The sequence below is a fragment of the Aminobacter sp. LjRoot7 genome (genome assembly GCF_964252895.1).
Classification (GTDB): Bacteria; Pseudomonadota; Alphaproteobacteria; order Rhizobiales; family Rhizobiaceae; genus Aminobacter; species Aminobacter aminovorans_B.
This window is the reverse complement of record NZ_CAXUPX020000001.1, coordinates 261,927-273,719: the sequence shown is the minus strand read 5'-3', so window position 1 is coordinate 273,719 and position 11,793 is coordinate 261,927. Positions and strand designations below refer to the sequence as shown.

General features: G+C 62.7%; 14 protein-coding genes and 1 other RNA gene. 9 read left to right on the top strand and 6 right to left on the bottom strand.

Going from position 1 to position 11,793, the window contains the following annotated elements; translation table 11 throughout:
- Window positions 1-98: 98 nt before the first annotated feature.
- From ACSQ3E_RS01400 to ACSQ3E_RS01385, 4 genes are all read right to left on the bottom strand, one after another.
- Entirely contained in the window at window positions 99-326 is a 228-nt protein-coding gene (locus ACSQ3E_RS01400) for a ribbon-helix-helix domain-containing protein (protein ID WP_436121312.1), read from the bottom strand.
- Entirely contained in the window at window positions 323-520 is a 198-nt protein-coding gene (locus ACSQ3E_RS01395; protein WP_310317267.1) for a DUF4169 family protein, read from the bottom strand. Before ACSQ3E_RS01395 ends, ACSQ3E_RS01400 begins: the two co-directional genes overlap by 4 nt.
- 15 nt (window positions 521-535) lie before the next feature.
- Entirely contained in the window at window positions 536-1,075 is a 540-nt protein-coding gene (locus tag ACSQ3E_RS01390) for an SspB family protein (protein ID WP_436121311.1), read from the bottom strand.
- A 152-nt stretch (window positions 1,076-1,227) separates the two neighbouring features.
- The gene (locus ACSQ3E_RS01385; RefSeq protein WP_436121310.1) at window positions 1,228-1,881 is read right to left on the bottom strand and encodes a TetR/AcrR family transcriptional regulator; all 654 of its coding nucleotides are present in this window, start codon (window positions 1,879-1,881) and stop codon (window positions 1,228-1,230) included.
- 169 nt (window positions 1,882-2,050) lie between these two features.
- On the opposite strand from ACSQ3E_RS01385, the gene ACSQ3E_RS01380 reads away from it, so the two are divergent.
- The gene (locus ACSQ3E_RS01380; RefSeq protein WP_310317275.1) at window positions 2,051-3,259 is read left to right on the top strand and encodes a multidrug effflux MFS transporter; all 1,209 of its coding nucleotides are present in this window, start codon (window positions 2,051-2,053) and stop codon (window positions 3,257-3,259) included.
- A 176-nt stretch (window positions 3,260-3,435) separates the two neighbouring features.
- Entirely contained in the window at window positions 3,436-4,581 is a 1,146-nt protein-coding gene (locus tag ACSQ3E_RS01375) for a diguanylate cyclase (protein WP_436121309.1), read from the top strand.
- Between the two features lie 4 nt (window positions 4,582-4,585).
- Here ACSQ3E_RS01375 and ACSQ3E_RS01370 read toward each other — a convergent pair whose 3' ends face one another.
- Window positions 4,586-5,137, bottom strand: coding sequence for an AAA family ATPase (locus tag ACSQ3E_RS01370; RefSeq protein WP_436121308.1), 552 nt, complete (start codon window positions 5,135-5,137; stop codon window positions 4,586-4,588).
- A gap of 173 nt (window positions 5,138-5,310) precedes the next feature.
- Window positions 5,311-5,671, bottom strand: a transfer-messenger RNA (tmRNA) gene (gene ssrA, locus ACSQ3E_RS01365).
- A gap of 183 nt (window positions 5,672-5,854) precedes the next feature.
- Between ssrA and ACSQ3E_RS01360 the strand changes: the two genes are divergently transcribed.
- The 7 genes from ACSQ3E_RS01360 to ACSQ3E_RS01330 all read left to right on the top strand — a co-directional run bounded on the left by ACSQ3E_RS01360 (window position 5,855) and on the right by ACSQ3E_RS01330 (window position 11,764).
- Window positions 5,855-6,166 carry a DUF2853 family protein gene (locus ACSQ3E_RS01360; RefSeq protein ID WP_263006640.1) on the top strand — a complete coding sequence of 104 codons (312 nt, stop codon included), beginning with the start codon at window positions 5,855-5,857 and terminating at the stop codon, window positions 6,164-6,166.
- Between the two features lie 154 nt (window positions 6,167-6,320).
- Entirely contained in the window at window positions 6,321-7,115 is a 795-nt protein-coding gene (locus ACSQ3E_RS01355) for a thymidylate synthase (protein WP_310317288.1), read from the top strand.
- 105 nt (window positions 7,116-7,220) lie between these two features.
- Window positions 7,221-7,742, top strand: a complete 522-nt coding sequence (locus ACSQ3E_RS01350) for a dihydrofolate reductase (protein WP_436121307.1) — start codon at window positions 7,221-7,223, stop codon at window positions 7,740-7,742.
- 149 nt (window positions 7,743-7,891) lie between these two features.
- Window positions 7,892-8,995 carry an FtsH protease activity modulator HflK gene (hflK, locus tag ACSQ3E_RS01345; protein ID WP_310317294.1) on the top strand — a complete coding sequence of 368 codons (1,104 nt, stop codon included), beginning with the start codon at window positions 7,892-7,894 and terminating at the stop codon, window positions 8,993-8,995.
- Window positions 8,995-9,927, top strand: a complete 933-nt coding sequence (hflC, locus tag ACSQ3E_RS01340) for a protease modulator HflC (protein ID WP_436121306.1) — start codon at window positions 8,995-8,997, stop codon at window positions 9,925-9,927. Before hflK ends, hflC begins: the two co-directional genes overlap by 1 nt.
- 3 nt (window positions 9,928-9,930) lie before the next feature.
- Window positions 9,931-10,116: a DUF2065 domain-containing protein gene (locus ACSQ3E_RS01335; RefSeq protein ID WP_436121305.1), complete on the top strand. Its 186-nt coding sequence runs from the start codon at window positions 9,931-9,933 to the stop codon at window positions 10,114-10,116.
- 124 nt (window positions 10,117-10,240) lie between these two features.
- The gene (locus tag ACSQ3E_RS01330; protein WP_436121304.1) at window positions 10,241-11,764 is read left to right on the top strand and encodes a DegQ family serine endoprotease; all 1,524 of its coding nucleotides are present in this window, start codon (window positions 10,241-10,243) and stop codon (window positions 11,762-11,764) included.
- Window positions 11,765-11,793 lie beyond the last annotated feature (29 nt).

The following is an 11,793-nucleotide window of genomic DNA, read 5'->3' as shown; positions in this document are numbered from 1 at the left end:
GGCCGATGGGCAGGCGCTGATGCGTCAGCCGACCTAGGCGTTTTTCAGAATGTCGTTGATGCGGTGGCAATGGCATTGGGGTCGCGCGCAGGCGCGCCTCAGATCTCGTTCGCAGTGCGCTTGGCCTGTTCCAACACGAACAGCCTGAGTGCCGAGGAGAGATTCGCCTCGCGCCGGCGCTGGGCGTCGACTTCGGCGACGAGGGCGGCCAGCGTCATGTCGCGCGCTGCCGATATGGCCAGGAGGTCGTCGTAGAAGGGCTTTTCGAGTGAAAAGCTGGTGCGGTGGCCGCGGATCGTCACCGAGCGCTTTTCGACAAGGCTCACTGGTCGGATTTCTCGGGATCGCGCTCACGGCGGTGGCCGTCGACGAATTTGTCGGCGCGCTCGGAGGTCAACTGGTCGCGCTGCTTCTCGGCCTTGGTGCGGCCGTGCAAAGCGCGGTTGCGGTCAGCAACAGTTTCGCGCTCGGCCCGCGCCTTCTGCTTCTTGAACTGGCGAAGATTGACGATGTCGGCCATGCGACCTCGCCTTGGCTACTTCTTGCGGAAAGCGTCGAGCGAGACGACGTCGGCACCCTTGCCGTGAGCGGGCTCTTCGACGGTTTCCTTTTCGGTCGTGCCGGTCTTCTTCTTCGGTGCGGGCTTGCGCTCGGCAGGCTTGACCACAGCGATCGGCTCAGGCTTGGCGGCAACCTCTTCGGGAACCGCGGCCGCCTCGGCCTTGACCTCGAATTCGAGTTCGAAGTTGACCGAGGGATCATAGAAGCCGCGCACGGCGGAGAAGGGGATTTCAAGCTTTTCCGGAACGTCGGAGAAGGACAGACCAACTTCGAAGCCGGTATCGGTGACCTTGAGGTCCCAATACTGGAACTGGATGACGATCGTCATCTGCTCGGGATAACGCTCATGCAGGCGCGACGAGATGCGCACGCCCGGCGCGCCGGTCATGAAGGTGATGAAGAAATGGTGGTTGCCCGGCAGGCCTGTGCGCGCGACTTCCGCCAGGACCTTGCGCATGACGCCACGCAGTGCCTCCTGGGCGAGAATGTCGTAGCGGATCTGGTCTTCGGCCATATGTAGATGCGGGTCCGATTGAATCGTCTCCCTACCTGTAATCAAGCTTGAGGCCGGCGTAAACCGGATATAGCTCCGTATTTGAGGATTGGAATTCCAACCGGCACGCAGCCGAAAGCCGCGGGCTGAAACGGACGCCCGTCCTGTTCAAATTATGCCGGGCGCGGCTTGCCGTAGGCGCGCAGGAAACAGCGCACGGCGTTGGTTGCAGCGGTGCGCAACTGCGCTTCCGAGACGGTGTCGCCGAAGATCAGCGCCATCTGCAGGTCGGCGTTGACGAGGGCCAGGAACTGGCGTGCGGCGACGTCGGGATCGTCAAGATCGAGCCAACCGGACAAAGCGAGTCGGGCGAATCGCGCGGCAAGTGCTGCCCAGGTCTTGGCCGGGCCATGCTCGCGCCAGCCGGCAAACAGATCCGGGTAGCGTTCGCCTTCGGTCTGCAAAAGCTTGCGCAGGAACTTGCCGTCGCGGTTGCACATGCAGTTCTGGTTGAGCCGAACTGCGAACTCGACGAGCTCGGCCTCGAGGTCGACCGGCTTGTCGGGGAAGGTGGCCAGCGTTTCGAAAACGCCCGCATTGATGCGTTCGGTGATTTCCCGGACTACCGCGACCAGCAGGTTCTCCTTATCGCCATGGTGATTGTAGACGGTCTGGCGCGACACGCCGGCCTCGGCGGCGATGAGGTCGATATTGGCGCCGGCAAAGCCTTCGCGGCAGAAGACGCGTGCCGCGGCGTCGAGGATCGAGAGCCGCTTGGCGGTGTGGCTGCGGGCTACCGCAATGTCAGGAGTGATGGCAGGTGTCATGGAATTTTTATATATAGGTGATTGACGATTTGGACAAGTCTGTCTAAAAAAGTGGACGCAACGCTGAGATGCCGGTTCGGGAGGAGTCGGAATCTCGTGTTACCAAACGTCCTTGGATTACACGTCGCCGTGGTTTCACGGCGGAAACCCGATCCGAAAGAACCACATCATGACACCCCAATTTCTCCGCGTAGCGGTCGTGCTCGGCCTTTTGTCGGCCATCGGCCCGTTCGCCATCGACATGTATCTTCCCGCTCTGCCGACGATCGGCGCCGATCTCAACGCCGGTACTGCCGCCGTGCAGATGAGTCTGCTTGTCTTCTTCCTGGCCATGGGCCTGGCGCAGATCGTCGTTGGCCCGATCTCCGATATGATCGGCCGCAAGGCGCCGCTCTACATTGGCCTTGTCCTGTTTGCCATTGGCGGCGTGGGTGCGGCACTCGCGCCCAACATCGAATGGCTGATCTTCTTCCGGGTCGTCCAGGGCCTGGGTGCCTCGGCCGGCATGGTGGTGCCACGCGCCATCGTGCGTGACCTGCACACCGGAACCGAAGCGGCCCGGCTGATGTCGCTGCTGATGCTGGTGTTTTCGGTGTCGCCGATCCTTGCGCCGCTGACCGGTTCGCTTGTCATCGAGGGTTTTGGCTGGCGCGCCGTGTTCTGGGTCGTCACCGCTGCCGCAGTGCTTGCGCTGGTGCTGTTGTCGACGTCGCTCAAGGAAACGCGGCCCGTCGAACATCGCGCCGAAAGCTCGGTCGGCAGCGCGCTCAGCGGCTACCGCTTCCTGCTTGGCGACCGCAATTTCCTTGGCCTGACCTTCATCGGCGGCTTCGGCATTGCCAGCTTCTTCGTCTATCTCGCCAACTCGTCGTTCATCCTGATCGACCACTACGGCCTGTCGCCGTCGGTCTACAGCGTGTTCTTCTCGATCAACGCTGTGGCTTTCATCGGCATGTCGCAGCTGACGGGCTTGCTGACCGAGCGCTTCGGGCTGCAGCGGGTGGTGCGGGTGGCGGTTGTCGGTTACGCCACGATGATGGTCATCCTGCTGGCAGTGTTTGCCACGGGCGTCGACCGCCTCGACGTGCTCGCTGTGCTGCTGTTCATCGGCTACGGCTTCCTCGGCCTCGTTATCCCGACGACCTCGGTGCTGGCGATGGAAGAGCATGGCGAAATCGCGGGAACCGCCTCGGCACTGATGGGTACGCTGCACTTTGCCACCGGTGCTGTCGCCATGGCGGTGGCCGGCCTGTTCTTTGACGGCACGCCGCTGCCGATGGTGTTCGGCATCACCATCTCCGCCGTCATAGCCTTCGTTCTGGCGCAGGTGACGCTTGGCCGCAGGCGTGAAGTGGCCGTCGAAGCGCCTGCTGAATGAGCTTTTTAGCGAGGCCGGGCATCCCGTCCGGCCTCGTTTCACGTCATCGTGACGCACACCTGACGGCTGTCGCCGTCGCTTCACACAACCTCGATAGCGTTTGTTTACACTCAGCCGGTAAGTCGTTGCGAAGACCACCGGAAGTAGAGCCGAAACGCTCGAGGCTGTAGAAAATCTTGCAATTCATCCCCTCTGCCTTGCTGCTGTTGTTTGCGGTGACATTCATTTGCATCTGGCTGCTTGAGCGCCGGCGCAAGCACTTGCTGTTGTTTGCGCTGGCGTTCCTGACGATCAGCGCGGCAACCGTCGTGCAGTTTGCCTTGTGGCCGGCTGACATCGGCTACAACACCATCATGTGCGCAGCGCTCTATTCGGCGGCGCCGCTGCTCCTGGTCCAGGGCGTACTGCTACGCTCGGGGCAATCGATGGCGCGGGCCGAGCAGGCGGCTTGGTTTGGTGGCATCGTCGTCATCCTGACGTACTTCTATTACATCCAGAATGATCTCGCCGTTCGCGTCTATGTCCTGAATTTCGGCATGGGCGGCATCCTGCTGAGCGGCGCATGGAAGCTCAGGCATCTCGTGCGCGGCAATGTCGTCGATCGGGTCATGCTGTGGCTGCTGCTGGGCCTGGGCGCGACCTTCGTCGGCCGCACCTTGTTGACTGGCGGTTCGGTGCCGACCGACGATGTCGATGCCTTCTTCCAGTCTGCCTTCTGGATCTGGGCGCAGTTCGCCATGTCGGTGCTGGGCGTGGCGATGGGGCTCGCGCTGGTGGTTGTCGCCTGCGGCGACGTCATCCTGGCGCTGAAGGCCGAGCGCGACAGCGATCCGCTGACCGGGCTTCTCAATCGCCGCGGCTTGCAGGGCAAGACCCTGCGCCTGTTCGCAAAAGGCGTGGGCAAGCCTTTGAGCATCGTTGCCTGCGACATCGACCGGTTCAAGGCGATCAACGACGGCTTCGGCCATGCTGCTGGCGACGTCGTTCTGTCTGGTGTTGCTGGGGTCATCAAATCGAAACTGCGTGCGGGCGACATCGCTGCGCGCACCGGCGGTGAGGAATTCGTCATCGTGATGAAGGACGCACCGGTCGACGATGCTTTCGGCCTGGTCGAAACGCTGCGCCGCGAGATCGCGAGCGTACGTTTTGCCGGCATGCCCGATGATTTCGCGGTAACGTGCAGCTTCGGCATCGCCAAACTGCATGCCGGGGAGGGCCTTTGGGATGCCATCGGCCGCGCCGACAAGGTTCTTTATGCCGCCAAGCGCGCCGGCCGCAACCGCACCTTCGCCGAAGGGCTGCAGCTTCCGAACGCGGCGTGATTCGTCAGGCCTGGCGGGTGTTGTCGAGTATGAAGGCCAGCCTGCCTTCGACCGAGGCCTTGGGGACCTCGACCAGCTCATAGCCGCAGGCGGCGTAGGTCGCGACCATGCTGGCATGGGTGCGCCGCGCCTCGTCCTCGTCCTGCTTGCGCTCGCTGTCCTGCGCAAAGATCTCGGGCCAGTGCGGCAGGATGAACACCTTGCGGTTGTAGCGGAATTCCCTGGCGGCCTGTTCGACATGCGCCGGCACCGGCATGCCGATGAGCCTGAGATAGCCGATGACGTCTGGTACGCCACGGTCGAAGAAAACGCGGCCGGGTGTTGCCGCGGCGATGGCGTGCGAGCGCATTTCCCATGACAGCATCAGTTCGGCGAACAGCGCGCGGTCGTGCCAGGGCAGGGCCGTGCCCGATATCGCCACCTGGTCGCGGATGATGCCGCGTCCGGCCTCGACCGACGTGGCGTAGCCGGCGGCCGAAAGGCGTTCGATCAAGGTTGTCTTGCCCGATCCGGGGCCGCCGGTGAGCACGTAGAAGCGGTTGGAGTTGTGGGGCATGAAAAGTCTCCGGATGAAGGGGGGCCGGCTATGGCAAGTCGACGATGCCTGGGACTCAGCCAGAGCGTCGTTAGTGCATCCATTCGGACGCTCGGCGCACCGGGCAAAAGCCAGGCAACGGCAAACCTGCGTCGGCCGGCGATGAGAATGTCTTGGGAGATTTGGGGGAGAGAAGTGGAGGTTTCTGTTGCCAGGTACCTCCGAACCCCGCCTAGAAGTGCGAACCTCTAGGGCTTAATTTGAAGCTATCGCACAGCTTACGCTGCGAGACGTGCTTCCGCATAGTTGTCGTTTGCAACTACAAGTTTAGCCCGATAACGGTGGTACAATGCCGGGCAAAAGTCCGATCTTTACACCCTCGTCGATCCTATTTCGCCCCCAGCAAAAATCGTCGTTCGACTGTGCGACGACTTTTGGTGGAGGCGCCGGGTACCGCCCCCGGGTCCGAATGGCTTATTTCATCGGCAGTTTATCGCCATAGTCAGTCAAGCTGACGAACCCAATATAGGGAGGCCGGTCGCAAAATGGAAGGCGGGAAAGGCAAGTGATAACAGCCATTCGCAACAGATTTATGAGGCCACGCGAATAGGCAGGGTTGACTCGCGCGATGCGCGAACCGAAGCTTCGGCCCGCTGGGGATGTCCGTGAAGTACCTGAACCGGTCTAAGCCGGGCCCCTGCGGGAGATGAGATCAATTCGTCGACGAGGGGAATTCACATGACCGATTATCTTGCAGACGTGAAGAAATACGACGCGGGCGCCAAGGAAGAGGTGGTGACCAAGATCGTCAAGCACCTGGGCATCGCGCTCCGGAACCGCGATTCTTCGCTTGTCTCGTGCACCGACCCCAAGGAACTCGATCGCGTCAAAGCCGGCTGGATTGCCAAGAAGCTCGGCGTCGAGGATGCGAAGAAGGCGGACGGCGCGCTGGAAAAGGTCTGCAAGGCGATGTCGGCTGACAACACCAAGAACCGCGTCACCTTCTATTACCTGGTGGCCAAGGAGTTGGGCAAACTCGGCTCGCTCTAGGCACTCTACCCGAGCTCTATCCTCCCCGCGCCGGGCCAATGCCCGGCGTTGGTATTTCTGGCATTAGCTGCGCGGTGCGGGCTGGCCGCGCTTTCGTTGCCTCTGACGGCCTTGGTCCGCTATGATCGAAGGCCCTCCGAATCGAGCCCGACCGATGCGCCAGTATCTCGACCTTCTCAGCCACGTCCTTGAAAACGGCAGCGACCGCGGTGACCGCACCGGCACCGGCACGCGCTCAGTGTTCGGTCATCAGCTGCGTTTCGACCTGGCGCATGGCTTTCCTGTCGTCACCACCAAGAAGCTGCATCTGAAGTCGATCATCCACGAACTGCTTTGGTTCCTCGCGGGCGACACCAACATCAAGTATCTCAACGACAACGGGGTCTCGATCTGGGACGAATGGGCCGACGAGAACGGCGACCTCGGCCCGGTCTATGGCAAGCAGTGGCGGTCGTGGCCGACGCGCGACGGCGGCGAGATCGACCAGATTGCTCTTTTGCTCAACCAGATCCGCAAGAACCCCAATTCGCGCCGGCTGATCGTGTCGGCATGGAATCCGGAAGAGGTCGATGCCATGGCACTGCCGCCGTGCCACTGCCTGTTCCAGTTCTATGTCTCCGACGGCAAGCTGTCTTGCCAGCTTTACCAGCGCTCGGCCGACATTTTCCTCGGCGTGCCGTTCAACATCGCGTCTTATGCGCTGTTGACGATGATGGTGGCGCAGGTGACCGGGCTGAAGCCGGGCGATTTTGTCCATACGCTTGGTGACGCGCATATCTACCACAACCATTTTGACCAAGCGCGCGAGCAGCTGACGCGCAGCCCCAAGACGCTGCCGACGATGTGGATCAATCCCGAGGTGAAGGACCTGTTTGCCTTCCGCTTCGAGGATTTCAGGCTCGAGAACTACGTCGCCGACGCCACGATCCGCGCGCCGATTGCAGTGTGAGGCCGGGCATCAGCCTGCCTGTTCTTCGCGGATAAAGTTGAGATGCCTTTGGGGCGCGAGGATTGAGCGCTCCGTCGAAGGCCGAGGGAAAGGAAGCGGCGGCAGATGGATGTGGCGATCTACGTGGCGATAGCCGAGAACGGTGTCATCGGGCGCGAAAACGGCCTGCCGTGGAAGCTGTCGAGCGATCTCAAGCGCTTCAAGGCCGACACGATGGGCAAGCCGATCATCATGGGACGCAAGACCTATGAGAGCTTTCCCAAGCGTCCGTTGCCGGGGCGGCTGAACATCATCGTCACTCGTGACAAGGAGTTTCGCGCCGAAGGTGCTGAGGTTGTGCATTCACTGGAAGACGCCATCACGCTTGGTACCGCCAAGGGCCGCTGCATGCCTGGCGTCACCGAAATCTGCGTCATCGGCGGCGGCGAGATCTACCGCCAGGCGCTGCCGCTGGCCGACCGGCTGCATGTCACCCATGTCATGGCCTCGCCCGACGGCGACACGCGCTTTCCCGCGATCGATCCTGATATCTGGGCGGTGACACGCGTCGAAGATTTCCCTGCTGGCGAAAAAGACAGCCATGCGACACGCTATACGGTTTACGAGAAGCGCCACGACGTGCATTGAGGGTGTGATTTCATACATTTGTAGTGGAATCCGAGGCACTTCAAGGGCATCGCGTTGAAAGCGCTTGCCCGCATCCCTATAGATGGTGTCAGTAATTGCGCGGCCGTCTCAGGCGTGGCTGCCATGGTTTCGTAGTCGAAAGGACATTCATGCCCTGGAACAATCAAAGTGGAGGCGGCGGCGGCGGCCCTTGGGGTGGCGGCGGCGGCAATAATGGCGGCGGTGGCCCCTGGGGGCAGGGACCACGTCCAAGCGGGCCGCAGGGTTCGCCTCCCGATCTCGAGGACATCATTCGCCGGGGCCAGGACAAGCTGAAGCGGGCGCTGCCCGGTGGCGGCGGTTCGACGGGCGTGCTGTTCGGCCTCATCGGCGCCGGCCTGATCGCCTTCTGGGCGTTCCAGTCGGTCTACACGGTGCAGCCTGACGAGTTGGCGGTCGAACTGCGTTTCGGCAAGCCGAAGCAGGAACTGTCGCAGCCGGGCTTGCACTTCCATTGGTGGCCGATCGAGACGGTCGAGAAGGTCAACACGGCTGAAAAGCTGGTCAATATCGGCGAAGTGCGTGGCAGCACGTCTTCCGGCCTGATGCTTTCGGGCGACCAGAACATCGTCGACGTCAAGTTCTCCGTCGCCTACCAGGTGTCGGATCCCCAGGCCTACCTGTTCAAGGTCTCGGAGCCCGACATCATGGTTCGCCAGATCGCCGAGAGCGCGATGCGCGAAGTCGTCGGCCGCCGTCCGGCGCAGGACATCTTCCGCGACGACCGCCAGGGCATTGCCGCAGGCGTTCGCGACATCATCCAGGCGACCCTCGACCAGTATGGCGCGGGCCTGGCCGTCAACGCGATCTCGATCGAGGACGCGGCACCGCCGCGTGAAGTGGCCGATGCGTTCGACGAGGTGCAGCGCGCCGAGCAGGACGAAGACCGCTTCGTCGAGGAATCCAACCAGTATTCCAACCAGAAGCTCGGCCAGGCGCGCGGTGAAGCGGCTCAGGTCCGCGAAGACGCGGCAGCCTACAAGAACCGCGTTGTCCAGGAAGCCGAAGGTGAGGCCCAGCGCTTCATCTCGGTCTATGACGAATATGCCAAGGCGCCCGACGTGACCCGCAAGCGCCTCTATCTCGAAACGATGGAAAAGGTGCTTCAGGGCTCCGGCAAGGTGATCGTCGAGCAAGGCAACGGCCAAGGTGTAGTGCCCTATCTGCCGCTGCCTGAACTGCAGAAGCGCGCTCCGGCGGCGGGAGGCAACTAATGTCCAATCGTCTTCCCATCATCGGCGTTCTCGCCGCTATCATCCTGTTTTTGATCTGGTCGTCGATCTTCGTGGTCAACGAGCGCCAGCAGGCCATCGTGCTGCGCTTCGGCGAGATCGTCGACGTCAAGACCGAACCGGGCATCTACTTCAAGGCGCCGTTCTCGATGTTCGAGGCCGACAACGTCCAGGTCATCGAGGACCGCGTGCTGCGCCTCGACCTCGACGACATCCGCGTCCAGGTCTCGGGCGGCAAGTTCTATGACGTCGATGCTTTCATTGCCTATCGCATCAACGATGCCCGCAAGTTCCGCTCGACGGTGTCGGGTAGTGTGGAACTGGCCGAGCAGCGCCTGCGCACCCGCTTCGACGCGGCCCTGCGCCGGGTCTACGGCGTGCGCGGCTTTGAATCCGCACTCTCGGAAGAGCGCGCGGCAATGATGCGCGAGGTTCGCGACCAGTTGCAGCCCGACGCGACTTCGCTCGGCCTGGAAATCCAGGACGTCCGCATCCGCCGTACCGACCTGACCCAGGAAGTGTCGCAGCAGACCTTCGACCGCATGAAGGCCGAACGTCTGGCCGAGGCCGAAAGGCTGAGGGCACGCGGCCGGGAAGCGGCGCAGCGCATCCGCGCCCGCGCCGACCGCGAAGTGGTCGAGATCGTCGCCGAAGCGCAGAAGGAATCGGAAATACTGCGCGGTGAAGGCGAAGCCCAGCGCTCCGCAGTGTTCGCCGATGCGTTCAACCGCGATCCGGAGTTCTTCGACTTCTACCGGTCGATGAGCGCCTACGGCACCGCGCTGAACGCCGACGGCACGACGATGGTGCTGTCGCCGGAATCGGAGTTCTTCCGCTACTTCCGCAACCCCGACGCCAACAAGGCAACGCCGGCGCCTGCCGCCGGTGCGGCCGCTCCCGCCGCCAGCAACTAAGCAGTGCGGGACTTTATCGTCGCCATGGGCCTTGTCCTCGTCATCGAGGGCCTGGTCTATGGCGGCTTTCCTGCCGTGGCCAAGAGGATGGCCGCGCAGGCGGCCGAAATGCCCGAGGCAGTGCTCCGGACAGTCGGTCTTGCCGCACTCGTCATCGGCGTCGGCATCGTCTGGCTCGTCAGGGGATAACGGACGATTTATCCCGTGCCCGTAGCAATGGTCGCAAACAGGCCTTATTTGTTTCCATCATGACGCTTCGCGCTCGGACGGCCCGGCGCGATCAATGCCATGACAGCCCCGGGAGGCTTCCCTTATGATTTCCACGCCCCTTTTGCGCGCCATGCGAAAGGCCTCTCTGGCCGCCACCACGGCGCTGATGATCAGTGCCGCGGTCGCACCGTCCTTTGTCACGCCCGCGCTGGCGCAGGGTCCTGAGTCTGTCGCCAACCTCGCCGAGGGCCTGCTGGGCGCTGTCGTCAACATCTCGACGTCGCAGACCGTCAAGGGCAGCGGAGGTGAGAGCGGTGAGGACGAGAACGCGGTTCCGATGCCGCAGCTTCCCGAGGGATCGCCGTTCCAGGACTTCTTCGACGAGTTCTTCAAGAACCGCGAAGGCCAGAACAATGGCGGTTCGCAGAAGGTGCAGTCGCTCGGTTCCGGCTTCGTCATCGATGCCGAAAAGGGCATCGTCGTCACCAATAACCACGTCATTGCCGACGCCGACGAGATCGAGGTCAATTTCTCCGACGGGTCGAAGCTGAAGGCCGAGTTGGTCGGCACCGACACCAAGACCGACATCGCGGTGCTGAAGGTCGACCCCAAGGCCAAGAAGCTGACGGCTGTGAAGTTCGGCGATTCCGACAAGATGCGCATTGGCGACTGGGTGATGGCCATCGGCAACCCGTTCGGCCTCGGCGGCACGGTGACCGTCGGCATCATTTCGGCGCGCAACCGCGACATCAATTCCGGCCCCTATGACGACTTCATCCAGACCGACGCCGCGATCAACCGCGGCAATTCGGGCGGGCCGCTGTTCAACATGGATGGCGAGGTCATCGGCATCAACACGGCGATCATCTCGCCCTCGGGCGGTTCGATCGGCATCGGCTTCTCGATCCCGGCGGAGATCGCTGTCGGTGTGGTCAACCAGCTGTCCGAGTTCGGCGAAACCCGCCGCGGCTGGCTCGGCGTGCGCATCCAGCCTGTGACCGACGACATCGCCGAGAGCCTCGGCATGGCGACCGCCAAGGGCGCGCTGATTGCCGGCATCATCAAGGGCGGGCCGGTCGACAATGGCCAGATTCTGCCCGGCGACGTGGTGATCAAGTTCGACGGCAGGGACGTCGTCGAGATGCGCGACCTGCCGCGCGTCGTTGCCGAAAGCCCCGTCGGCAAGGCCGTCGACGTGGTGATCGTGCGCAAGGGCGTCGAGCAGACCGTCAAGGTGACGCTCGGACGGCTCGAGGACGGCGAGAAGCTGGCCGAAGGCGAAGCCGCCAAGCCGGAAGAGGGTGCCGATAAGGGCGCCGAGGTGGCCACGGCCAGCGTGCTCGGCATGACCATCGGCGAGCTCAACAGCGACGCGCGCGCCAAGTTCGGCATCGCCGCCGAGGTGTCGGGCGCGGTCGTCACCGCTGTCGCCAAGGATTCGGCCGCAGCCGAGCGCGGCATCGTCGCCGGTGAGGTGATCACCGAGATCGCCCAGGAATCGGTGTCGACGCCGAAAGAGGTGACCGACCGCATCGCCGCACTCAAGGAGCAGGGCCGCAAGAACGCGCTCCTGATGCTGGCGTCCAAGAGTGGCGAATTGCGTTTCGTGACGATCCGGATGGATTGATTCCGGAAATCCGGACAAGTCCCTGAAAG